The organism is Listeria valentina, from assembly GCF_011800755.1.
Lineage (GTDB): Bacteria > Bacillota > Bacilli > Lactobacillales > Listeriaceae > Listeria > Listeria valentina.
In genome coordinates, this window is the sequence record NZ_JAATJW010000016.1 from 23357 (window position 1) to 45306 (window position 21950).

Here is a 21950-nt window from a genome sequence, read left to right on the forward strand (position 1 = left end):
GCGCTTGTTTAATTAAACGTTTAATGATATTATTTTCTTTGAAGAATGCGCTTTCTTTTTGGTTATTAAATTAAACGTTTAACTGGAGGTAAAGAAAATGCGGAAAATACCTTTGATTATTGACACGGACCCTGGAATTGATGATGCAGTTGCGATTTCTTTTGCCATGTTTCATCCCAAAGTCGATTTAAAATTGATTACAACGGTTGCTGGAAATGTAAGCGTTGACAAAACGACGGAAAATGCCTTGAAGCTTGTCGAGTTTTTTGGAAGTGATATTCCGGTTGCGCGGGGCTGTCAAGAGCCGCTACTTAAGACGCTTGAAGATAGTAGCGAAATTCATGGTGAATCAGGAATGGACGGATTTGATTTTGGAACGCCAACTCGCAAAGTCCTTCCTGAGCATGCAGTCGAAGCTTTGCGAAAAACGTTATTAGGAAGTGAAGAACCGGTTACGCTCATGCCGATAGCCGCTTTAACGAACATCGCTTTACTATTCAAACTATATCCTGAAACTAAAAGCAAAGTGAAAGAAATTGTACTGATGGGCGGTAGCTTAAGTCGTGGAAACACAACAACTGCAGCGGAATTCAACATTTTTACTGATCCAGAAGCAGCCGCAATTTTGTTTGAATCCGGTGTGAAAATCACGATGATTGGACTGGATGTCACAAGTCGAGCGGTCTTGATGCAAAAAGAAGTGGAACAAATCAAGACGATGAACCGAGCTGGTGAAATGTTTGCAGCACTCTTTTCACATTATCGCGGCGGCAGTATGAAAACAGGGCTTAAAATGCACGATGTTTGTGCCTTAGCTGCGATTGTTGAGCCAGAGTTGTTCGACTTTGCGGATACCTTCGTTGAAATCGAAACGGGTAAAGGACCTGCAAACGGAGCAACGGTAGCCGATTTGAAAATGAAGTACCATAGGGAAACAAATTCCACAGTAGCCCTTGATGTCCACGTAGAAAAATTTAGAGAATGGTTTCTTGAAATGCTCGAACAAACAAAATAAAAGGGGGACTTCTAGAAAATGATTGAGATTATTCTTGCGGTCATTGTCATTGCACTTGTTTTTTATTTAATCGTGAAAAATTATCAACCGGCACTCGTGCTTCTTTCGGCTGGACTAGTTCTATTTTTGCTGGCTTTTATCCTTGGAAAACCTATTTTGGGGAGCGGGGACACGACAGGATTTGCCTTTTTAGACATTTTTAAACAGCTTGAGTTGACGTTCATTGATCAACTAAGCGTTGTTGGGATTACGATCATGACGCTATTTGGATTTGCTTCTTATATGAACTATTTAGGGGCAAATGATGTTGCAGTAAGCATGATTACGAAACCACTTGGGAAAATCAAAGCCAAATATGTGCTTGTTCCCGTTGTCTTTATCATTGGTAACATTTTAAGCTTGTTTGTTCCAAGTGCTTCTAGCTTAGCCGTTATTTTAATGGCGATTCTTTATCCCGTTTTGAAAAAAGTAGGCTTAAGTGCACTGACGGCTGGTGGGGTTATTGCAACGGTTGCAACGATCATGCCAACGCCGCTTGGAGCCGATAATGTCATTGCGGCTAAAACGCTTGGCTATAATTTGTTCGACTATGTTTTCTTGAATCATGCGATCATCTCCATTCCAACCCTTGTTGTGATGGCTGTGGCACATTACTTCTGGCAAAAATATATGGATAAACGCCAAGGTGCGAAAGCTTATGTAGATATTGATGAGTCGAAAGTGGAACAAGAAGAAAAAGAACTTCCACCTAAATATTATGCGATTTTACCAATGCTCCCATTATTATTCATTGTTATTATCGGTATTTTCTTCCACGATATTAAAGCGGATGTGGTTGTTCTTACCTTTATTTCGTTCTTTATCGCTTTGATTATTGAATTTATTCGCAAAAGGAAGCTTAAAGATGTGCTCAATCAATCCTTTGAATTCTTTAAGGGAATGGGGCAAGGTTTCACGCAAGTTGTCGTACTTGTCGTTGGTGGTGTATTATTTGCTAAGGGGATGCAAACGATCGGCGTAATTGATATGCTGACACAATCTGTCCAACATGTGCAAAGTGCGGGAACAATCTTGACATTTATCTTTAGCGGCGCAACTTTCTTACTCGGTCTTGTAAGTGGTGGTGGGCTTGCGATGTTCTATGCAACGATTGAACTCATTCCACATATTGCAGCAAGTGCGCACATCGACGGGAATGCAACTAATTGCAAACTTGGTGCGCTCGATTTCACCAGTAGCCGCAGTTATCATGGTGGTTGCAAGTGTGATGAAAGTCAATCCAATCGAAGTGGTCAAACGGACAAGTGTGCCAGTGATTATCGGCATTATTATGGTTATCGGACTTTCCCTCATCATCTTATAACGAAGGGAATAGAGGCGAATGAACAGAATCAAGCAAGAAAAAGAGTACAAGGGTGTTGCGCGTGATTGAACTTATTTCTGCAATTATCATTGTTGCGATGGTGTTTTACTTGATTGTGAAGAAATACCAGCCGGCACTTGTACTACTTTTGGCCGGACTCATTTTGTTTTTCGTTGCACTGTTACTTGGAAATCCGATTTTAGAACCAAAAGAAACAACAGGATTAGGCTTTTTAGATGTTTTTAAGCAACTTGAATTAACGTTTGTTGACCAGCTTAGCGTGGTCGGCATTACGATTATGACTTTGTTTGGTTACGCTTCTTACATGAATTATCTTGGCGCAACCGACGTGGTGGTAGGGATTTTAACCAAACCACTTTCAAGAATTCGAGCCAAATATTTATTAATACCGATTGTATTTCTCGTAGGGAATTTGCTTTGCTTGTTTATTCCAAGTTCGTCGAGTTTAGCGGTGATTTTAATGGCTGTGCTTTACCCCGTTTTAAGAAAAGTGGGATTAAGTCCGCTCACGATCGGCGGTGTGATTGCGACTGTAGCAACAGTTGTACCAACGCCGCTTGGAGCGGATAATGTGATTGCTTCGAAGACACTGGGATACTCGCTTTTTGATTACGTCTTCTTAAATCACGCGCTTATTTCAATTCCAACGATTCTTGTGATGGCGGTCGCTCATTATTTCTGGCAGCGCTACATGGATAAACGTCAAGCAGGGAAAATTATTGTTAAAGAAGAAATACATAATCAGCAAGAAACGAAAAAAGTGCTTCCACCCAAATACTACGGGGTCTTACCACTCTTGCCTCTACTTTTCATTGTAGTTGCAGGCTTATTTTTCCGAAATATTAAAGTGGAAGTGGTCATTTTAACGTTCCTTTCCTTTTTCATCGTGCTTGTTATCGAAACACTTCGTAAACGAAACTTAAAACAAGTTTTTGATGGCTCTTTTGAATTCTTCAAAGGAATGGGACAAGGCTTCACGCAAGTTGTCATCATCGTGATTGGCGGTGTGTTTTTCGCGAAAGGCTTGCAGTCGCTTGGCGTGATTGAAATGCTGATGCACTCCGTTCAAAATGTGCACAGTGCAGGAACTATCTTAACACTGTTTTTCAGTGGAATTACATTCCTATTTGGTCTAGTAAGTGGCGGCGGGACACCACTTTTTTATGCGACCATTCCACTCATTCCAGATATTGCGGCAAGTGCGCATGTGGATGCAATTCAGCTCGCACTCCCGATGCAGCTTGTGGCACATTTGACGCGCTCGATGTCGCCAGTTGCAGGTGTGATCATGATTGTCGCGGGCGTTATGCAAGTCTCGCCTATTGAAATTGTCAAACGAACGAGTATCCCGATTTTGGCTGGGATTGTAACAGTCATCGTGTTATCATTAGTGATTTTGTAAGTGAGGAGATAAGAATGAATCAAATTTGTGTAGTGGGAAGCCTAAATGTCGATACAACAATAACTTTTAAAGCACTTCCTCAAGTAGGCGAAACGATCGCCGGAAAATCCATCAAACATACAGCAGGCGGTAAGGGCTTCAATCAAGCCGTTACAGCAAGTCGGCTTGGTAGCCAAGTAAGTTTTGTTGGGGCAATCGGGCATGATGAACGCGGTGAATTTTTGCAAGCGATTCTTACAGAAGAAGAAATTGACCAAGAGCAAATCGCCGTGATGGATGATGAGACAGGGCAAGCGTTTGTTGCCGTGGATGAAGCAGGGAAAAATATGATTTTGATGTACGGTGGCGCGAATGAAAAAGTGACACGGGAACTCGTTCAGGAAGCCGAAGCGAAAATTGCCGCAAGTGACGTTGTGATTTCGCAGTTTGAAATTCCAGAAGAAGCAGTGCTCGAAGCTTTTCGAATCGCAAGAGACAAAGCAAAACTGACGATTTTAAACCCTGCTCCTGGGAAAACCTGCAGTGAGGAATTACTCGCCATGACGGACTACTTGATTCCGAATGAAACGGAACTCGAACTTGTGACCGGCGGCAAACCGCTTCAAAATCAAGCAGAGCGAATTCAAGCGGCTCGAGACTTGCTCAAGCTTGTTAGGAAGGCGGTTATTGTCACGCTTGGCGATGCGGGATCGCTCCTCGTTTCGGCAGAAGGTGAAACGCTCGTTCCTGCTAAGAAAGTGAAAGCCGTGGATACAACGGCCGCAGGGGATAGTTTTATCGGCACATTTGCGCACTGCATTCAAACGCAGCCGGTGGAAGAAGCGATTCAAAAAGCAACGGAAATTGCAGCGATTGTCGTGGCTCGCGAAGGTGCCTATACGTCGATTCCAACGAAGCAGGAGCTAAGAGAGCCATGATTCGCCGCATCGAAAAGCAAGATTTGGAACAGGCGGAGAAGCTGCTTCTAGAGGTGAAGGAAGGCTTAAATGCGCATCAGTGGAATCAGGATTATCCTTCCAAAATGGTGCTTCAAAGTGATCTTAAAGCACGCAGTTTGTTCGGATGGTTTGAAGCCGAGAGGCTATTTGCGATGGTAACGCTCACTGAACAGCTAACGGGTACGGTGAAACACTTTAATTGGCAAGAAGCAAAATCCCCCGTTTTCATTAAAAGAGTGATGACTTCACCGCTTAAACGCGGGCAGGGGCTCGCACTCGAGTTGCTCCAGTTTGCTGAGGGCGAGGCGAGAAAAGCCCAACATGACACGCTTTGTAGTGTAACGAGCGTGAACAACCGAGCGATGCTACACTTATTTGATAAAGAAGGATTTAAGAAAGTGGCAGAAGGCTCTATCCGAGAACGTTATCCCTATCATGAGTTTTTCGCCTTTCAAAAGGAAATTGGCAGGCACAAGTAAAGTTTGCTAAAATAGAAGGAGATAGGGAATCTGCGGGGGAGTGGATCGATTTGGCGAGTACAATAAAAGACGTAGCGAAAGAAGCCGGCGTTTCGATTGCAACGGTTTCCATGGTTATCAACAAAAAGGCGGATCACATCACGATGAAAACCAAGAAAAAAGTTTTCGATGCGATCGCAAGGCTCGATTATAAACCGAATTTAACAGCAAGAAGTCTGGTTTCAGCCAAAAGTTTTACTGTAGGTTTGCTTGTCCCAGACATTACCAATCCGTTTTTCGCGGAGCTTGCTAAAGCATTTGAAAAAGAGCTAAGCAAGGAAGGCTATATGACGCTTTTATGTAGTTCTTTTGAAGAAAGCGAACGAGAGAAGCAGTATTTAAGTGAGCTGATTTCGCGCGGCGTGGACGGTGTTGTGATTTGCAGCTTGACGAGCATGGAAACACAAATTCTCGATGCACTAAAACAAGCGAAGATCCCGTATTTGATTCTCGATAATCGCTACGCACTCGAGCAGTTTTCCGTTCACGTGGATGACTATAAAGGTGGCGTTTTAGCGGCTAACGAACTGCTTGAAAATGGCCACAAGACGACGGCTTTTATCGGTAGCAATACTCCTTATGTCAATATCCACAACCGTTTGCAAGGCTTCCGAAGCGAAATCGAGCGCGCGGGCGGAGAAGTACTGACATTTGAAACCGAGCTTACAAGAAACGGTGGGGAAGCCGTAGCAAAAAAACTATTTTCGTCTGAGGCGACAGCCGTATTTTGCAGTAACGATTTAATTGCCGTTGGCCTGTATGACGCTGCAGATAAGCATAACCTAGCTTTGCCAGAAGAGCTTTCCGTTATCGGATTCGATGACATTAGCTTCTCTGATATCGTTAAGCCACGTTTAACAACGATCAAGCAACCCGTTGAGCTTCTTGCTGAAAAAGCCGTTCAACATTTACTTTTGATGAAAAAAGATCCTGAATATCATTTTTATAAAGAGCTCATCCCCGTTTCCCTTGTGAAGCGGGAGAGTGTCACGAAGCCAGCTCACGTTTGAGCTGGCTTTTCTCGTGCAAAAAGTATGACAAATCCAAAGAAAAATAGTATGATATAACATGTTTCGATTTTATGATTTTGAGGAATCTAGCAAAGGAAAGGGAGGATCGAGATGAAAAAATTTGTTCAGGAATTTAAAGAGTTTGCTTTAAAAGGCAATGTAGTGGATTTAGCAATCGGGGTTGTCATCGGGGCAGCATTTGGAAAAATCGTTTCCTCGCTAGTTGATAATATCATTATGCCGCTTGTTGGAATGGTCCTTGGTGGGCTAGATTTCACAGAGCTTTCCGTTAAAATTGGAGATGCGACGCTTAAATATGGCTTATTTATCCAGTCGATTGTTGATTTTCTAATTGTGGCACTTGCTTTATTTGTTTTCATCAAAGTATTGCTCAGCTTATCGCGGCGCAGAAATGCTGAAGAGGAAGAAGCAGAACCAGAAGTAACGCCATCGGAAGAATATTTGAAAGAAATTCGTGATTTGCTACAAGAAAAGAAAGAAAATTAAATTACATAGTTTGAACTAGACCGCCTGATTAGGGCGGTTTTTTTGTAACTATTTTTACGACCACAGCAGTAGACGAAACTCTTGCTTCTGACGGATGAAAAGCGGCTTTTTTTTCGTTATAGTAAAAAGATGGGAAACGAGTGAAAGAAAGGTCGTTTTAAATGAAACAATTAGTAGGTTGGGTTTTAGGCGTCATCATTGTTGTAGGCGTTGCCTTAGTAGGAGTGAAATTTGTAACTGCCAATCAGTCGGGGGAAATGGCAGGCATCGTTGATCGTTTCAATCCACTCGTAAAAGAAGAAACCGTTTATGTTAAAACGGGGCAACTAGTCAATGTAGACGAACATGGGAATGCCAACTATAAATTAACCGCAGTGAACCAAGAAGGAAAAACAAGAACCATTGAATTTATGTCCATTGGTGAACTAAAACAAAATCGCTTTTTAAAACTAAGCTCGAAAGGAGCTTACGTAGAAACGTATAAAGAAGTAGCACGCGAAAAAGTACCAGAAAAAGCGATTGAACAATTGTAATGGGTAAATGATAAAATACGCAGAGAAAACGTAGATTGATGAGTTTTCTCTGCTTTTTCATGAGGGAAATTCGCTTTTTAAATTTACTGGCGGTATAATTTAGTCAAATCAGTAAAAGAATAGAAAAGAAGGAATTCGAATGCAACTCACAAAGTCAGATTTTGATGCGCTTTATTTGCCCGAAAAGCAGTTTCGGAAATTGAAAGAAATTTATACGGCGGAGCAAATAGATAAACTAAAAAAAGAACGACAACAATTGTGGCAAGAATGGCGGGAACTGGTTTTAACGATTTACCGGGAATTACCTGCCGAATCAAAGCTCAGAAAGCCGTATATCGAGAGTTGGACAAACGGTTGGCAAATGAAGGGGCATTTTTTTGCGACGTTTCGGCTTATTAATCATGAACAAGAGGCGACATGTATTAGTTTGCTATGGAATACGGCTTATCTCAAGGTGGGGCTTGAATGGCAAGATTATAAAGCGAAAAAATCATCGCTTGATGTGACTTTACATAATGAACGTTTTTTGCGACTTCTTTCAGAGGCGGGACCGCTTGAAGATTACAAAATTTGGACATCCGCGAAGGAAGAATTTGCTTCTTTTTTGACGCTCGCAGATTTCGAGGCAGGCACTAAGGATGCCATTTCGGATGAACTTGCGGCGGGGAATGGACTCGGGATAGGGAGCGTTTTTGACAAATGCGATTTACCAAATCCAGTCGAAACTTTGCTACCCCTAATTTGTGAACTGGAATCGCTTTACGTGAAGATGAATCTTGCGTAATTTTTTGTCTGATTCTCGCATTTTTGGCAAACGGAAAAAACGAAGAAAACCCTTAGACGATCAAGGTTTTCTTCGTTTTTTTGGTGTTTGTAGAACTTGGATAATGTTAAGAAACGCGGGAGCTACTTGCTCGATTTGAATGGCTTTTCCGCCGTACAAGTGCGCCTCGTATTGCCGCGTGAGCTCCGTGAAAGCAGGAATTTCGATTCGAGCTGCAAAATCGGTCAAGGTTTCGCTTGGATTCCGCGTTTCAGCAAAGAGTTTGAGCAATCGGCGGTAAGCCTTGTCGAATGAAAGTTTATCGTGCTCGATTTGCCATCTGAAATAGCGTAGGAGCAGGGCTTTCCGCTTAGCAACTAGGAAGGCTAGCAAGAGAACTGCCACGCCACCTAAAATCCAGTAAACGAAGCTTGGAAGTTGGAAGGGTTTCGCTTGGCTGGTTGTTTCTTGCTTCGCGCCTTCTTGTTTAGTTTTGCTTTCTTGTTGTTTTTGCGAACGATCTTCATTTTGAGTCGGCTGATCTTGTTTTGCGGGTGTATCCGCTCGGTTTTCCGCTTGATTGTTCGTATTCGTATCCGAGCGCTGATCTCCAGCTGTATTCGTGAAAGCTTCAGGATTTTGGAAAGTCGCAGTCGGCTCAAAGGGAACCCAACCCGTGCCTGGGAAATAGACTTCAGGCCAAGAATGGGCATTGTTGTTTTGCACTTTGTAAATCGTATTCGCTCCATCTTTACCGGCCGCATCCCCGGATGTAAAGCCCTTCGCAAAGCGCGCCGGAATGCCAAGAGAGCGCAGCATTACGATCATCGAAGTGGAGAAATTGTCGCAGTAACCGACTTTCGTTTCAAATAAAAATTGATCGACATAATCCGCGCCACGCTTCGTTTCCTCGGCATCTTCCGTGCTATAGCGGAATTTACCGGAAAAACTCAAATATCGCTCGATCGCTTTCACTTTTTCATAGGTATTGCTTTCTTTTTCCGTCAGCCGGTTCGCGAGGCTTTTGACGCGCTTCGGCAAACCATTCGGCAGCTGCGTGTAGCGCTCCGTAAATTCGTCCGAGAGCGACGCAAATGGCGCTTCTTTCATCTTGCGAATGTCGTAAATCGGCGTTTTGATTTCAAGGGCATACTTTTTGATGGAACCTTGAGGTGTGACTTTTTCGTTTGATGCAGTGTAACGGAACGGCCCAGCTGCGGACTCGACATTTTGTGTGCCGTAAGCATAGACGAGATAGTCATTAGAAGCCGTAAAGCGAATCGTTGCTTGTTCTGTTTGCTCGGCGTAATTTTCATTCAAATTGACCGGAAATTCGTCCGAACTTGCAAAGCTTTCCGTGTCAGTTGTACTCGGGCTGGCCCAGCCTTTACCGGTATAAGTCCGTTTGGATTCGACACGCCAGTAATGCGGGCGCTTCGAAGTCACTTGGAAAACTTCGCTATAATCGGCATCAAGAGCGCCGCCAAGTTCAGTATCATCTTCGCTATAGCCCACCGTTCGAGTCGTATCCATCCCAAGCGCTTGTTTGATATAAGGCACGGGATCGTTCCAAATTGGTTTATGAACGGGAAGAGAAAGAGCGATTCCAATCATGATAGCGAGCACGGCAAGAAGGCTCGTGTGGTACACGAGAGATCGCTTGGGGGAATCAAGTTGACTCGCGCCAAGCCTCGCCGTTAGCGTCAAGTGAAGCAAAACAAAGCCGATAACGACTGTACGAACAAGTGCTAGCTCTCCTTTGTAATCCGTGAAGGTATTGATAACGGCAATGTAAATCACGGTGAGGGCGAGAATGCTCAGGATGCGCCCTTTTTTTAGAAGCGAATAAGCCGTGATGTAAGCTAACAGCCAAAGGGCAATCAAAAAGGTCATGAAAATAAATTCGTCGCCAATTTTTGTAGCATCTAGTTGAAACAAACTGCCGGTGCCTTTTATGGCGGTTCCCGTTAGTTTCGCGTAAAAGGACGGATCAGCAAGGTTTCCACTGTTAAATAAGATAGCCATCAGTAAGGCGATCGCGAGTAAATGAAGGGGAATCGAATAGTAAAATCGCAAGCCGATAAAAAAGCAGCCGAGCGATAAGGCGATGAAAGCGACCATCCAGATGGAATATCCGGTTTCTGTTAAATAACTAAACGGAAAAACCCATTCTGAAATCAGCAAAATCGCAAGCACATAAAGTAGGAATTTTAACATTTTTCGTCCCATCAAAATCCTCCTTTACGGCGTGAAAGGGCCATTTTAGATAAGTAAATGATTTGCGGATGTCGCGGCGTCTCGTTTTCTTGTAGCGCGACAAGCGTGACCTTGCTTTCGCCCCATTTATGCACTTCTCGGAGGAGCGCTTCACTCGTAGTCGACGTAAAGAGCAACAAGTGCTCACTTTGCGCGAGTTCCTCTTGAAGCAGGGGAAGGAGCACAGCGGGTTCTTGCGGCTTGATTTTGGCAAAAGCATGAGAAAGTTCACTTAAGTGCTTTTTTCCTTGGTTGAAATCGAGCGTTTCGCTGGGACTTCCAAATAAGGCGACGCGGAGTTCCCCGTTTTCCTCAACCAATTTGCGGACGAACGAATACGCCGCGCTTAAAGCTGCTTCAAAATCTGGATGTGGCGCGCCGAAAAAACCAACGCTCATCCGACTTTTAGCGCTATTCTCAAATTCTCTTGTCATCATCGTGCCGGTTTTCGCGGTCGTTTTCCAGTCGATCGAGGCGATGCGGTCTCCAGCGCTATATTCCCGAAGCCCATGCAAATTGTCATTTTTCTTGATCGTCCAATGAGTCGCATTCTTGCCGCGTTCAGGTGCCGCTTCGCTCAATTTGTCAGCGATTTCCGGAAAGTAAGCTGGAAAAACTGTGAGCGTTTCCGCTTCGCCCGTCGTAATGCTTCGTTCGATCAATCCAAGCGGATCGCTCGTTCTCAGTTCGAGTGGAGCGAAACGGTGAATACCTCGCTTCGCTTCAAGCGTTTCAAAGGGGAGCGCGAGCGTATTTTTGAAAAAAGGAAAAGCTAGCTCACGAAGCGTGTGTCCTGCAAGTAAAGAATCCGGAATTGGCTGCCTAACGAGCAAGTAGCTAACCGGAAAATGCGATTTTCGGGTAAGCAAAAGTTCAATATCAATGGCATCACCAGCAAAATATTCTTGCTTATTGAATTTCCGCACGAGCCGCCAATTTTTTAGCCGGTAAAGCGACAAAACTAAAATGAAAAGCAAAACCAAACCGAAAAAATAAGTCAAAAACCAGCTCGCGTTATCGCCTTGAAACAGCGTGTAAACGATTAAACCCGCAAAAAGTAGAACCAATCCAACCCACTTTAAAGCAAGAAACAACGGACGTAGCTTATTCATTTGAAGCGCCCTTTTCGATTGGAACGGCAGTGCTTGATAAAATATCTTGGATCACTTGCTCAGCTTGGATGCCATCATAAAGCGCGTTAGCATTTAAAATGAGGCGGTGCCGAAAGACAAACGGCGCGAGATATTTAATATCATCTGGAGTTACAAAGTCCCGTCCCGAAATGAAGGCAAAACTTTTCGCGGCTTGCATCATCGCAATCGTTGCGCGCGGGCTTGCTCCAAGTGAAATCGCTGGGTGTTCCCGAGTGGCTTGTGCCAAATCCACGATATAGCCTTTTAGTTCATCCGAAAGTGCCACATTTTGGCTCGCTTTTTTGAGCGCAACGAGTTCATCAGCATGGATGACAGCTTGGACGTTTAGAAGCGCATCCGCACTTCGCTCGCCGCTTAAAAGCTCAATCTCCTCAGCCTTCGTTGGATAGCCCATCGTCATTTTAAATAGAAACCGGTCAAGTTGGGCTTCTGGAAGCGCGTAAGTGCCTTCGTATTCAATCGGGTTTTGAGTGGCCATGACGAAAAAAGGCTCAGCAAGAGGATAAGTCACACCATCCACAGTGACGCTATTTTCGGCCATCCCTTCTAGCAAAGCCGCTTGTGTTCTTGGCGCTGTTCGGTTGATTTCATCGGCCAAAATAATATTGCCCATGATCGGCCCTGGCCGAAACTCAAATTTGCGGCTATCGGGATTAAACACGGAAACCCCAGTCACATCTGATGGCAAGAGGTCTGGCGTGAACTGGATCCGTTGAAAGGCGGTATCGAGTGATTTAGCGAGCGCGCGGACGAGCATCGTTTTCCCAACGCCTGGAACGTCTTCAATTAAAACATGGCCTCCTGCAAAGAGAGCCGTTAAGCTAAGCTCAATTACACGGCGTTTGCCGACGATTACTTGTTCTACTTGTTCGATAATTTGTTCGATTTTGCGAGCTGAGTCATTCATTCATTAAAATCCTCCCGTTCGGTTGTGTTGTACTAAGTATAAAATAGAGCGGGAACGAAGTACAATAAATTAATTTAAGGTTTACGCCGAAAAGTATTGCCACGCAGTGCGAAAACCTATAAAATGGGAGTGAGATCTTAAAGAGAAGAGGCTGAATAATGACGAAAAAATCCATTTACGGATTGACGTTTGATGACTTAACGACTTGGTTTACCGAACAAGGACAGAAAAAATTTCGGGCAACACAAGTTTGGGAATGGCTCTACCGGAAGCGTGTAACTTCTTTCGATGAAATGAGCAATGTCCCAAAGGAAAGCATTCAACTATTAAATGATAATTTTGTATTAAACACTTTAGAAGAACAAATTGTGCAAGAATCTGCTGATGGTACGATTAAATATTTATTTAAGCTTGAGGATGGCAATTTGATTGAAACGGTCATGATGACGCATGAATACGGCTTGTCCGTTTGTGTGACGACGCAAGTGGGCTGTAACATCGGATGCACGTTTTGCGCAAGTGGTTTGCTGAAAAAACAACGGGATTTAACAGCTGACGAAATTGTTTCGCAAATCATGAATGTGCAGCACTTTTTGGATAAACGTGGGAAAGAGGAGCGCGTTAGCCACATTGTTGTGATGGGCATTGGCGAACCGTTTGACAACTATGAAAACGTCATGAGTTTCTTACGAGTCGTGAATCACGACAAGGGACTTGCAATCGGCGCACGCCACATCACCGTTTCAACGAGTGGGCTTGCACCAAGAATTATTGATTTTGCGAATGAAGATTTCCAAGTAAATTTGGCGGTTTCGCTGCATGCGCCGAACAATGAAATTCGGACAAACATTATGCGTATCAACCGGACGTTCCCGCTCGAGAAGCTGATGAGTGCGATCGAATATTATATTGAAAAAACCAACCGTCGTGTAACGTATGAATATATCATGTTGCGTGATGTGAACGACTCGAAAAAAGAAGCGCAGGAGCTAGCGGATTTACTCAAGAATCAACGGCGTTTGTCTTACGTCAATTTGATTCCCTACAATCCAGTGGATGAGCACAATCAATACGAACGCAGCCGGAAAGAAGATGTGCTTGCCTTTTACGATGTGTTGAAGAAAAATGGCGTGAATTGTGTGGTTCGTCGTGAACACGGAACCGATATTGATGCGGCTTGCGGGCAGCTTCGAAGCAAACAAATTAAGCGTGTCGGCGTGAGAGAGCGGATGCGTCAAAATAAAGCTCTTGAGCAAGAATAAAATAGCAAAGAGGCTGGGACATAAATCTTAGCTAAACGTGAAAACCGGGTAGAAAATCAAAAAAGATTTTCTACCCGGTTTTTTTACCCCATTAACAAGTCAAAATAAAGGTTTCACAAAAAATCGTTTTTTCCATTGAAGCTTAATCTTCTCTGAAATCTTTTTCCCATCTTTGACCCATATAATTTTATAGTATGTAGATTGCTTTAGTTCGGTTTTTCGGGGAGGGTTATAGTAAGTTTCACTATCAGTCAAAGTTTTCCCATCAAAATTCCCCTCGCCTTTTTTTAACATATCTCCATCAAACAATGGATAGGTTTTTTCCCCAACAATTTGCTCAAGCTTGATTAGCTTTATTTCTCCAGGTTTTTTCCATTTTATAGTTCCAGTCCAAGGGAATTTTTCTGAATCTGCTTCGTCTCCCTTTCTTGGTTCATATTTAATTTTCCAGTTCGAACTTTGTCCTTCAATAATTGGCGGCTGAAAATAAGAAAAAATCATAAAGCCTCCCACAATCAATATGGCTATGCTCACAAATAAATACCTTTTTTTCATATTCCTCCCTCTCCTCTCAAAAGCAAATAACTCTTATGGAGGATTTTTTTATCTACTTCCCATGTTGCTATTAAACGAGCTGCTTTTTCGACAGTCTGAGTCTAGAGTTTATAAGTTCTAGCCCTTTTTATATTTTCTAGGAATGGCTGGTCCGCAAGGGAACCCCTTTCTTACGTAGATGGAAGAAAGTAGCGTTAAACATGGTTTTTAGTTATCAGGCAAAAAGGGAAAATATCAAAGAGAAAGTTATACTAAGATTATATTGGAGGAGAACCCAAAATTAAGAAATAGAGTTGAGGTGGGAGATTAAAATGAGAATTTCGAACCAATGCATTATTATCACAGGTGGAACTTCAGGCATCGGACTTGCTTTTGCAAAAAAGTTTCTCGAATTGGGAAATCAAGTTATTGTTATTGGTCGCAATCAGGATACGATTGATCAAGTTACTCAAGGAAATAAAGGCTTAATTGGACTCCAAGGTGATGTATCGAATATCGACTCTGTGAGGGAAATGGCCATATTCATTCAAAATCATTATCCTGAAGCAAACATTTTATTGAACTCTGCAGGAATCATGAGGGCTTTTAATGTGTTTGATGAACAGGTGAGTCTTGAACAAGTGACGGCTGAGGTGACAACAAATTTAAACGGAACGATTTGGATGACAAAAGCTTTGTTGCCACAATTTGTAAAACAACAAGAAGCTATGATTGTGACAGTTAGCTCTGGTCTTTCTTATTTTTCTTCTCCATTTCACCCGGTTTACTCGGCGACAAAAGCAGCTGTACATAGGTATACAGATGCTCTTCGAATTCAACTGAATGAAGCGGAGAAGAATATCCGTGTTCTGGAGATTGTGCCACCGCTGGTAAATGAGACGAATCTTGAATCCAATGGGAATGGAAAAAGTGTAAATGCTAAGATACCGAACATGACTCTAGATAAACTTGTAAATGAAGGAATTAAAGGTATGAAGCAAAATAAAAAACGTGTAGTTCCGGGTTTTTCAAAATTTCTTCGTTTAGCTGGTAAGATTTTCCCCGATTATTTAGCAAATAGAATGGGGAAAGGTAGAGAGTAAAGATAAAAAATTTGATAAAGAGGAGTCTAGAATTTAAAAATTCTAGGCTTTTTTCATCTAGCAAAAGAAATAGACCTTTCATGTAGTTTTTTGGGGGATTGGTCTTTAAGCATTATATTAAAAGTTAGACTAGAACAATTTAATCTAGTCTAACTTGAATTGAATGAGAATTTACTCTACATAAAAAGCAACTCATTGTATTGTTTACTGATTTTCTTAACTTTATCCATCATCTGGGTAAGATTGCTTATTCATCAAAAAGGGTATTCATGCTTTTTTTAATCTAAACTGTCACAAAATAGACACAGACAACAAAAGAACATTGTGCTATTGTATACTTGTGAAAAACTAAAACAGAAGGAGATGGAGTAGAATGTCAGGACAAATTAGAATGAGCCCAGCTGAGTTACGGGATCGTGCCAAAACGTATGGGACAAGTGCTCGAGATATTGAACAAACGCTACAACGTCTATCCCAAACACAAGAACAACTTCGCAGTGAATGGGAAGGACAGGCTTTTGCACGATTTGATGATCAGTTTAATCAATTAAAACCAAAAGTAACCGAGTTTGCGAATTTGATGGATCAAATTGAACAACAACTTCAAAAAACAGCGACAGCCGTGGAAGAACAAGACCAACAACTTTCTCAAAACTTTGGATTTTAATCCTACTATCAAATACGCCCCTTATGAGTTTCTCGTAAGAGGTGTTTTTTCTAAAAAGGTGGGAAGGAGAGGATAATGAATGAGCACAGTAGCGAGTGATTTAGGGCAAGCCTCCGAAAAAGCTACCGCACTTCAACAAGCGGTTTTGCTCCTCCAGACACAAGGCACAACTGTGACGAAGGATGAAGAAACAACAGTTGGAGGGAATGCACAGGCGCATACGGCCATTCAAGCAGAAGGTGAGGCGGTTTCCCAGATTGCGAGTGCGTTAACGACAGCAAGTACGAACTTGCAAAGCGTTGCGGAGGCCTTTGCAGCGAAAGATGCGGAAATAGGAGCCAGCCTTTCACCGATTGGAGGACCAACACCATGAAGACGTGGACCGAGTGGCAGCAAGAGGAACGGCGGTTACTGGGGAAAGAAGATGAAAACCAACAAAAAAGGCGTGCTGTTCTGCAACTTCAAGAGGCTTATGCGAACCATTTTCGAGAAGGGCTCCGATTTGTGGAAGGGGTGAGTTGGCAGTTTCGGAAAAATGATCGAGCTTTTTTGCGGGAGGATATGCAAGAACGGGTTTTTTCCCTTTCACGATCGGTGCAAGAACATTTTGACGTCATGGAAGAAGCCTTCCAACAAGAAAAAAGAGACCTAGAAGACCAAGCCCATGAAGTCGCCTATGGAAAAAGAAAAGCATTCTTAGACGAACAGGAGGTGAAAGCATGAGTATCGATATGTATGTATCGAAATCCAAAGCCCAAGCGACGAGTATGAGTCAAGTTTGCCAGCAACATTTAGAGGGCTATGAAGCCCTTCAACAAGCGATTCATCAGTTTACAGGAGATAGCCCTTTACTGAAAGGGAAAGCGTATGATTCGGCCAAAGCTTTTTATAGCGCAGTTCTGTTGCCCCTCGTTCAAGCAGGTGTTCTTTTAACAGAAGCGACTGAAGAAGCCGTTCAGAAATTTCCAGAACGTTATCAAAGTGAAGTCGATAGTGGGGATCTGAAACAATCCGAATTGGAAGAACAAATACGGCAAGCAGATAACCTCATCAACCAAGCGAATGCGCTACAGAAACAAGTGCTGCAATCTCCGTTACCAGAAACGGATCAACAAATGCAGTTGAAATTCAATCAAGCTCTGATTGACGTTTATCAAACGAGTAAAAAGGAACTCGAAGACAAACTACGAAAATTAGTCGCTTTTCATGCGAGTTCACCGAGTATTTTTTCAGAAATTGCGAGCTTGAAACAGGCTATTGATCAAGGGATTGCTCAAACGAAGTCGGCTTGGAATTCCTCAACGGGAACTTTTGTGGTTCCGCCTCAGGAAAAATTAATGTGGGCTGAGATGGTTACTAAAAAAGTGAAACAAAGTGATGCTCAATTTTTAGAAAGAATAAGCAAAAAAGTACCAAATTTATCTGATGCTGAGCGAGCAAAATTATTCACACTAGCTCAAACAAATCCTGATATGGAGCCACCACAAGAAATTATTGACTATTTTATGAAAGATGTGGATGAAATTCCAAAATCTATCATAGACAATTTGCCACAAGATTTATTTAATGCAGGCGTAGAATCAAGTGGAAAAGCAGTTCAGAGCTTTGGCTTTCTTTTGACTGCATTAACGGGGAAAATGGGGCCAGGTGGAGCAGGTAATTTTGTGATGGTTAATCCAAGTACATCTTCACTCACAACTAATTTGATTAAAATAGGAAGTACCGTGGCAAAAGTAGGGAAATATGGACTTCCGGTTGTTGGTGGAGTTATTGATGGGGTGACACAAATTACGCAAGGTGAAGATGTAGGCGATGCGGTTATAAAATCTGCGGTACATGTAGGTATTGGTTTTGCTGGTGGAGAAGCAGGTGCAGCAATAGGTGCAGCAATTGGAACAGCCATTCCTATACCGATAGTTGGGACAGTAGTTGGTGGAGTTTTAGGATTTGCGGTAGGCGTTGGAATTACAGCCGTTGGCAACTATGTTTTTGACAAGATTTATGATAAAAAAGATGATATCATCAGAGGAGCAAAAAAAATTGTAGATGACATCGGTGAAAAAACAAAAGAAGTAGGAAAAAGCATAGAAAAAGGTGTTAAGAGTGTTGGAGATAAAATTGGAAATGCAGCTTCAGGGTTTATGAAAGGTTTAGGAAGCGCTTTTGGCTAAGAAAGGATAGAAATGATGAAATCACCGTGGATTCCTGTATTTTATGATAAAAAAGAAAATAAAAATTACTTTTATAATATAAATGAGAAAAAATTTGTTGAAGGAAAGTATTCTGCTCAAAATACTATTGTCACATTACTTTCTGGAACTGTTGGAGTTGTTTTGTATGCGCTTCTGGGATCATTTATTATAAAAATGCCAATTAATTATCTAGTAGGCTTAAGTATTTTATTAGGCGTTGCTATCAGTGTACTATTGATTATTGTGATTGATCATTCTAGTAAAAAAAGTGTTTTTAGGACTCCTACCTCAATAGAAAAAGTATCCTTTTGCTTTGAAGAAGGTGAGAAGCAACTTAAAAAAAATCTTAGAATAGGATGTTGGACCCTTTTATTGGCTATAGGAAGTACCGTTGTACTCTACTTTTCCAATGGAGAGGCGATTTTGTTTTTTGCTACAGCTCTTTTTTGGATGTTACCTATTCCGCTATTTGCTTTACAAAGACCTTTCAAGAGGAAAAAAATGTATGCTCTTTATAAAAAGAACCAATTACCAATAGAGAATGGAGAAATTTAAATGGAAGAATTGTTGCCACTAGGATCTGTCGTACGTTTGAAAAACGGAGAACAGCAACTTTTAATTATCAGTCGTTTCGCGCTGTATAATAATCAAGGAGTGATCGGTTACTTTGAATACAGTGGATGTTTATATCCCAATGGACAGACTGACCAAACTTCTTATTTTTTTAATCAGGAAGATATTGAGGAAATCTATTTTACAGGTTACGTCAATGAAGCGGAAAGAGCTTTTCGTGAAAAAGTAGACGAAGAATTAAAAAAAATAACTTATCCACGATTTGAACTCATTGTGACAGAGAATGAATAAAAAAGCATAGAGTCTAGAAAATTATTCCTATTAACAATATCAGAGTTGCAAGTTGCTATAAGGTTTGCTTTTAGGAAATCCAATATTCCATCAAGTCTTTTTGACATACTTCCCTATATTGAATTTTATCTCGTGTGGCAAAATAACCTGATTGGATGGTTTAATGTGGTGGGAAGTTATCAAAAAAGAAAATTGGAGGAAAGAAAAAATGAATGAGAAAATTTTACCACTAGGTAGCGTAGTTACTTTAAAAGATGGAGATGGATCCATATTAATGATCGTTTCCAGAGCAAGTGTGATAGAAGATAAGAAAAAAGCCTTTTTTTATGATTATGGAGCTGTATTAATTCCCCAAGGGATGATAGCCCCCGAAGCAGTCTATTTTTTAATCGGGAAAATGTCCATCAAGTCCTATTTAAAGGGTTTTTGAATGAGGAAGAAAGGGAGTTTGCTGAACAATACGATCAAATGATCAAGGAAAGTGAATTTCCCAAAGGGACCGTTGATTAAGTGCTTTACTAATTCTATAGTAGGTGAGGGAAAAATGAGAAAACTGCTTAAATTAGGAACTTTTTTGATTGTAACTTGAAGTTTATTTGTCTTTGTAGGCTGTAGAACTAAAGAAAAAATATACAATATTGAAGTTCCAAGGAAAAGCGGCTATCTATTTCATAAGAGTAGCTCTCTATTGAGAAAGAAAAAGATAAAGTATCCAAAGAAGAGCTAGTGTTAAATATTGATATTTCGTGGTAAGCGAGAAAGTTGACGGATTACTTACTCACTAATAGGGGTGACGACAAAATGATCGATGTAACAAAACATACATCAGAGTACTATAAACGAATGAAAAATTCTGTTTTGCATGGAGGCAAGCAAGAACTTATTAAACGTGTGAAAAAAGGAGATATTTTAGATTTGGGAGCAGGAGATGGTTCGCTTAGTATTTCAATAAAAGAACACTACCCAAGTTCAAAGGTCTATGCTGTTGATTTGAGCCTTGAAGGGAAGCGAGCTATGGAAAAAGCAGATGTTCAATTTTTTCAACAAGATCTCTCTGACTTAAATAAAGTCCTGTTGACAGGTAGTGGCAGACAGTTTGACTCTATCATTCTCTCATCTGTGTTACATGAAATTTTATCCTATAGTGAAGATAAACAGTTACACACGGTTTTTTTTGAAAATATCAATCAGCTATTAAAACCAGGCGGGAATCTGCTAATACGTGATGGTGTTCAAGGTGAGACAAAGATGCAAGAGAAATCATTTACTTTGATTCCAACTGAAATTTCAGTTGAAGTATTGTTGGAAATGCTAGCAGAATTTGAGGCGGAAAATTTGAAGCCATTTTGTCGCTATTATCAAAGTGGGAAATTCAACTATCATCAACTTGAAGAGATGGGAGTAGTCATTAATTCTACAGATGAAATTTTTCAAGAACTTATTTTTACATTGAACTGGGGTCCAGATTCTTGGAATCGAGAAAAAAAGGAACGAAATTATTTCACTTCACAGTCAAATTTAGTGAAGCGATTGGAGGCGAGTATTCCTGGACGACTGGTTTTTGGATTAATAGAAAATGATCCCATATATTATCAAAAGATTAGAGAAAAATTCGGGATATTTGTGGATTATCCAACTATGCAGGTTTTAGAATACCAAAAAACAAAGTAAAGAAAAAGCTTGTATACTCAAGGAAAGGGAGAAATGAAGAACTTTTTTGAGGGCAGCGCAATGGAGTAGAAAAATATACTTGATCAACACCTTTAAAAAAATCCGTGTTCAGAGTTTAAAAAAGCGGTTGATGTTTATGCACTACTAATCAATAATGTGTACTGTACATATGAGGAATTAATCGTGTTGGATCTATGTAAATATGGTGGATATGAGAATAGAAAGCACCCGTTTTTAGTTATTAGTCACTCATAATCAAGGTACGATAACACGGGGCCTGCCACAATCTAGCTGGTAAACAGATCAATTAGCTTTTTTTTTAATCTGAAGAAATTTATTTTATAGCTTATATCAATATAGCAGAGAAAAAGTTTTACATAAAAGTTCAAGAGGAGTTAGATTATCCACACTTAGAATTAACTCAGGATGAGAGAAGTCAAACATAACTAGATAGAAGGAGAAAAAATGAAGCAAGACGTAAAAGATGCAAAACAAGAAATGAAAATTAAAGGAAGACCTTATCGAGTTTACACATATTACTTAGCTATCCCCATTATTATGCTTATCACCATTTTGTTATCCTTGATAGGCAGGAGTTTAAATGGCATAGGTACGATTGTGTTTATCTTTACCATCTATGCTCATGTGGAGATTAGTAAACTGGATTTTTTACCTAACAAGAAGTATGTGGCGCCCATACTTATCTATGCGATCCAAGTAGTCGGCGTGCCTCTTGCTATTTTATACGGAATAGAAATTTTTAATGGTGGAACGGGCGAAGTTTTGTTAGGAATTTTAAATATCACAGTTTTGCTTATTGAAATTAGTGCGATTATTTTTTTCTTTGTAACAGCAATGGATATAAAACGAATGTATCCAGAAATGAAACAAGATTCAAAAGAATCTCGACGTAAATACTTGGAAATAAAAAGAAGATAATCTAAAAAGTGAAGTTTTTGCTTTGTTTGAAATGGCAACACTATTTTTGACAAATTTTATAAGGTGTCAATTAAGTACTCGTGTTATTGTCCAATTGTCCTTGACAACGAGCTTCCATGGTTATGGAAGGGTTATACTAAAGTAGACAGAAAAAATAAGCGGATTTGAGTGGAGTTTTTTGACGAATATAGTATAAGATAGTTGATGAAAGGCGGGCAGAATATATGAAACCACCATATGGGCTAGAAGCCATATGCATGTATCCTAATAAAGTAGACACCTTTTTTGATATACTAGTAAATAAATAGACACAAATGTCGAAAGGACTTTT

General features: G+C 41.0%; 24 protein-coding genes. 20 read left to right on the forward strand and 4 right to left on the reverse strand.

Translation table 11 applies throughout. The annotated features are described in order from the left end of the window. The first annotated feature begins 97 nt into the window (after positions 1 to 97). From rihC to HCK02_RS05930, 9 genes are all read left to right on the forward strand, one after another. Positions 98 to 1015, forward strand: a complete 918-nt coding sequence (gene rihC / locus HCK02_RS05890; protein WP_167629165.1) for a ribonucleoside hydrolase RihC — start codon at positions 98 to 100, stop codon at positions 1013 to 1015. Positions 1016 to 1033: 18 nt separating this feature from the next. Continuing rightward, positions 1034 to 2443 (forward strand): C4-dicarboxylate transporter DcuC, encoded by a 1410-nt coding sequence (dcuC, locus tag HCK02_RS05895; protein ID WP_425482859.1) that lies wholly within the window; start codon positions 1034 to 1036, stop codon positions 2441 to 2443. After that, the gene (dcuC, locus tag HCK02_RS05900; RefSeq protein ID WP_167629166.1) at positions 2440 to 3801 is read left to right on the forward strand and encodes a C4-dicarboxylate transporter DcuC; all 1362 of its coding nucleotides are present in this window, start codon (positions 2440 to 2442) and stop codon (positions 3799 to 3801) included. Before dcuC (HCK02_RS05895) ends, dcuC (HCK02_RS05900) begins: the two co-directional genes overlap by 4 nt. A 14-nt stretch (positions 3802 to 3815) precedes the next feature. Then, positions 3816 to 4718 carry a ribokinase gene (rbsK, locus tag HCK02_RS05905; RefSeq protein ID WP_167629167.1) on the forward strand — a complete coding sequence of 301 codons (903 nt, stop codon included), beginning with the start codon at positions 3816 to 3818 and terminating at the stop codon, positions 4716 to 4718. Next, positions 4715 to 5218, forward strand: a complete 504-nt coding sequence (locus HCK02_RS05910; RefSeq protein ID WP_167629168.1) for a GNAT family N-acetyltransferase — start codon at positions 4715 to 4717, stop codon at positions 5216 to 5218. Before rbsK ends, HCK02_RS05910 begins: the two co-directional genes overlap by 4 nt. Before the next feature lie 50 nt (positions 5219 to 5268). Further along, positions 5269 to 6267 (forward strand): LacI family DNA-binding transcriptional regulator, encoded by a 999-nt coding sequence (locus HCK02_RS05915; RefSeq protein WP_167629169.1) that lies wholly within the window; start codon positions 5269 to 5271, stop codon positions 6265 to 6267. A gap of 111 nt (positions 6268 to 6378) precedes the next feature. Further along, positions 6379 to 6774 carry a large conductance mechanosensitive channel protein MscL gene (gene mscL / locus HCK02_RS05920; RefSeq protein WP_167629170.1) on the forward strand — a complete coding sequence of 132 codons (396 nt, stop codon included), beginning with the start codon at positions 6379 to 6381 and terminating at the stop codon, positions 6772 to 6774. A gap of 161 nt (positions 6775 to 6935) precedes the next feature. Beyond that, on the forward strand, positions 6936 to 7307 hold the full coding sequence (locus tag HCK02_RS05925; RefSeq protein ID WP_167629171.1) for a YxeA family protein: 372 nt from the start codon (positions 6936 to 6938) through the stop codon (positions 7305 to 7307). 139 nt (positions 7308 to 7446) lie between these two features. Continuing rightward, positions 7447 to 8091: an HI_0552 family protein gene (locus HCK02_RS05930; protein ID WP_167629172.1), complete on the forward strand. Its 645-nt coding sequence runs from the start codon at positions 7447 to 7449 to the stop codon at positions 8089 to 8091. Between the two features lie 60 nt (positions 8092 to 8151). On the opposite strand, the gene HCK02_RS05935 is transcribed toward HCK02_RS05930, so the two are convergent. The 3 genes from HCK02_RS05935 to HCK02_RS05945 are packed head-to-tail and all read right to left on the reverse strand — an operon-like array spanning position 8152 to position 12387. Beyond that, positions 8152 to 10299 carry a transglutaminase TgpA family protein gene (locus HCK02_RS05935; RefSeq protein WP_167629173.1) on the reverse strand — a complete coding sequence of 716 codons (2148 nt, stop codon included), beginning with the start codon at positions 10297 to 10299 and terminating at the stop codon, positions 8152 to 8154. Beyond that, complete coding sequence (locus HCK02_RS05940) at positions 10299 to 11438, reverse strand: DUF58 domain-containing protein (RefSeq protein ID WP_167629174.1); 1140 nt, start codon at positions 11436 to 11438, stop codon at positions 10299 to 10301. Before HCK02_RS05940 ends, HCK02_RS05935 begins: the two co-directional genes overlap by 1 nt. After that, positions 11431 to 12387 (reverse strand): AAA family ATPase, encoded by a 957-nt coding sequence (locus HCK02_RS05945; RefSeq protein ID WP_167629175.1) that lies wholly within the window; start codon positions 12385 to 12387, stop codon positions 11431 to 11433. The genes HCK02_RS05940 and HCK02_RS05945 overlap by 8 nt, the downstream gene beginning before the upstream one ends. Before the next feature lie 158 nt (positions 12388 to 12545). Between HCK02_RS05945 and rlmN the strand changes: the two genes are divergently transcribed. Then, positions 12546 to 13649 (forward strand): dual-specificity RNA methyltransferase RlmN, encoded by a 1104-nt coding sequence (rlmN, locus tag HCK02_RS05950; protein ID WP_167629176.1) that lies wholly within the window; start codon positions 12546 to 12548, stop codon positions 13647 to 13649. A 99-nt stretch (positions 13650 to 13748) separates the two neighbouring features. Here rlmN and HCK02_RS05955 read toward each other — a convergent pair whose 3' ends face one another. Then, on the reverse strand, positions 13749 to 14204 hold the full coding sequence (locus HCK02_RS05955) for a hypothetical protein (protein WP_167629177.1): 456 nt from the start codon (positions 14202 to 14204) through the stop codon (positions 13749 to 13751). Between the two features lie 311 nt (positions 14205 to 14515). On the opposite strand from HCK02_RS05955, the gene HCK02_RS05960 reads away from it, so the two are divergent. The 10 genes from HCK02_RS05960 to HCK02_RS06005 all read left to right on the forward strand — a co-directional run bounded on the left by HCK02_RS05960 (position 14516) and on the right by HCK02_RS06005 (position 21619). Further along, the gene (locus HCK02_RS05960) at positions 14516 to 15286 is read left to right on the forward strand and encodes an SDR family oxidoreductase (RefSeq protein WP_167629178.1); all 771 of its coding nucleotides are present in this window, start codon (positions 14516 to 14518) and stop codon (positions 15284 to 15286) included. Positions 15287 to 15659: 373 nt separating this feature from the next. After that, positions 15660 to 15953, forward strand: a complete 294-nt coding sequence (locus HCK02_RS05965; protein WP_167629179.1) for a WXG100 family type VII secretion target — start codon at positions 15660 to 15662, stop codon at positions 15951 to 15953. Between the two features lie 79 nt (positions 15954 to 16032). Further along, the gene (locus tag HCK02_RS05970) at positions 16033 to 16326 is read left to right on the forward strand and encodes a TIGR04197 family type VII secretion effector (protein WP_167629180.1); all 294 of its coding nucleotides are present in this window, start codon (positions 16033 to 16035) and stop codon (positions 16324 to 16326) included. After that, on the forward strand, positions 16323 to 16676 hold the full coding sequence (locus HCK02_RS05975) for a DUF3958 family protein (RefSeq protein ID WP_167629181.1): 354 nt from the start codon (positions 16323 to 16325) through the stop codon (positions 16674 to 16676). The genes HCK02_RS05970 and HCK02_RS05975 overlap by 4 nt, the downstream gene beginning before the upstream one ends. Further along, positions 16673 to 18124 carry a T7SS effector LXG polymorphic toxin gene (locus HCK02_RS05980; RefSeq protein WP_167629182.1) on the forward strand — a complete coding sequence of 484 codons (1452 nt, stop codon included), beginning with the start codon at positions 16673 to 16675 and terminating at the stop codon, positions 18122 to 18124. Before HCK02_RS05975 ends, HCK02_RS05980 begins: the two co-directional genes overlap by 4 nt. A 12-nt stretch (positions 18125 to 18136) precedes the next feature. Then, positions 18137 to 18700, forward strand: coding sequence for a hypothetical protein (locus HCK02_RS05985; RefSeq protein WP_208970446.1), 564 nt, complete (start codon positions 18137 to 18139; stop codon positions 18698 to 18700). Beyond that, on the forward strand, positions 18701 to 19009 hold the full coding sequence (locus HCK02_RS05990) for a DUF4176 domain-containing protein (RefSeq protein WP_167629184.1): 309 nt from the start codon (positions 18701 to 18703) through the stop codon (positions 19007 to 19009). It abuts the gene before it with no gap. Between the two features lie 208 nt (positions 19010 to 19217). Next, entirely contained in the window at positions 19218 to 19439 is a 222-nt protein-coding gene (locus HCK02_RS05995) for a DUF4176 domain-containing protein (RefSeq protein ID WP_246215536.1), read from the forward strand. A gap of 371 nt (positions 19440 to 19810) precedes the next feature. Continuing rightward, positions 19811 to 20680, forward strand: a complete 870-nt coding sequence (locus HCK02_RS06000) for a methyltransferase domain-containing protein (RefSeq protein WP_281348872.1) — start codon at positions 19811 to 19813, stop codon at positions 20678 to 20680. 465 nt (positions 20681 to 21145) lie between these two features. Further along, entirely contained in the window at positions 21146 to 21619 is a 474-nt protein-coding gene (locus tag HCK02_RS06005; protein ID WP_167629186.1) for a hypothetical protein, read from the forward strand. The last annotated feature ends 331 nt before the right edge of the window (positions 21620 to 21950 follow it).

What these genes read in the sequence shown, in the direction of transcription:
- dcuC (WP_425482859.1), top strand. Translation starts at nt 1,034, where the DNA reads ATGATTGAGATTATTCTTGCGGTCATTGTCATTGCACTTGTTTTTTAT.
- mscL (WP_167629170.1), top strand. Translation starts at nt 6,379, where the DNA reads ATGAAAAAATTTGTTCAGGAATTTAAAGAGTTTGCTTTAAAAGGCAAT.
- HCK02_RS05910 (WP_167629168.1), top strand. Translation starts at nt 4,715, where the DNA reads ATGATTCGCCGCATCGAAAAGCAAGATTTGGAACAGGCGGAGAAGCTG.
- HCK02_RS05945 (WP_167629175.1), bottom strand. Translation starts at nt 12,387, where the DNA reads ATGAATGACTCAGCTCGCAAAATCGAACAAATTATCGAACAAGTAGAA.
- HCK02_RS05935 (WP_167629173.1), bottom strand. Translation starts at nt 10,299, where the DNA reads ATGGGACGAAAAATGTTAAAATTCCTACTTTATGTGCTTGCGATTTTG.
- HCK02_RS05980 (WP_167629182.1), top strand. Translation starts at nt 16,673, where the DNA reads ATGAGTATCGATATGTATGTATCGAAATCCAAAGCCCAAGCGACGAGT.
- HCK02_RS06000 (WP_281348872.1), top strand. Translation starts at nt 19,811, where the DNA reads ATGATCGATGTAACAAAACATACATCAGAGTACTATAAACGAATGAAA.
- rbsK (WP_167629167.1), top strand. Translation starts at nt 3,816, where the DNA reads ATGAATCAAATTTGTGTAGTGGGAAGCCTAAATGTCGATACAACAATA.
- rlmN (WP_167629176.1), top strand. Translation starts at nt 12,546, where the DNA reads ATGACGAAAAAATCCATTTACGGATTGACGTTTGATGACTTAACGACT.
- HCK02_RS06005 (WP_167629186.1), top strand. Translation starts at nt 21,146, where the DNA reads ATGAAGCAAGACGTAAAAGATGCAAAACAAGAAATGAAAATTAAAGGA.
- HCK02_RS05955 (WP_167629177.1), bottom strand. Translation starts at nt 14,204, where the DNA reads ATGAAAAAAAGGTATTTATTTGTGAGCATAGCCATATTGATTGTGGGA.
- HCK02_RS05930 (WP_167629172.1), top strand. Translation starts at nt 7,447, where the DNA reads ATGCAACTCACAAAGTCAGATTTTGATGCGCTTTATTTGCCCGAAAAG.
- HCK02_RS05985 (WP_208970446.1), top strand. Translation starts at nt 18,137, where the DNA reads ATGATGAAATCACCGTGGATTCCTGTATTTTATGATAAAAAAGAAAAT.
- HCK02_RS05975 (WP_167629181.1), top strand. Translation starts at nt 16,323, where the DNA reads ATGAAGACGTGGACCGAGTGGCAGCAAGAGGAACGGCGGTTACTGGGG.
- HCK02_RS05925 (WP_167629171.1), top strand. Translation starts at nt 6,936, where the DNA reads ATGAAACAATTAGTAGGTTGGGTTTTAGGCGTCATCATTGTTGTAGGC.
- HCK02_RS05965 (WP_167629179.1), top strand. Translation starts at nt 15,660, where the DNA reads ATGTCAGGACAAATTAGAATGAGCCCAGCTGAGTTACGGGATCGTGCC.
- HCK02_RS05970 (WP_167629180.1), top strand. Translation starts at nt 16,033, where the DNA reads ATGAGCACAGTAGCGAGTGATTTAGGGCAAGCCTCCGAAAAAGCTACC.
- HCK02_RS05940 (WP_167629174.1), bottom strand. Translation starts at nt 11,438, where the DNA reads ATGAATAAGCTACGTCCGTTGTTTCTTGCTTTAAAGTGGGTTGGATTG.
- HCK02_RS05995 (WP_246215536.1), top strand. Translation starts at nt 19,218, where the DNA reads ATGAATGAGAAAATTTTACCACTAGGTAGCGTAGTTACTTTAAAAGAT.
- HCK02_RS05960 (WP_167629178.1), top strand. Translation starts at nt 14,516, where the DNA reads ATGAGAATTTCGAACCAATGCATTATTATCACAGGTGGAACTTCAGGC.
- HCK02_RS05990 (WP_167629184.1), top strand. Translation starts at nt 18,701, where the DNA reads ATGGAAGAATTGTTGCCACTAGGATCTGTCGTACGTTTGAAAAACGGA.
- rihC (WP_167629165.1), top strand. Translation starts at nt 98, where the DNA reads ATGCGGAAAATACCTTTGATTATTGACACGGACCCTGGAATTGATGAT.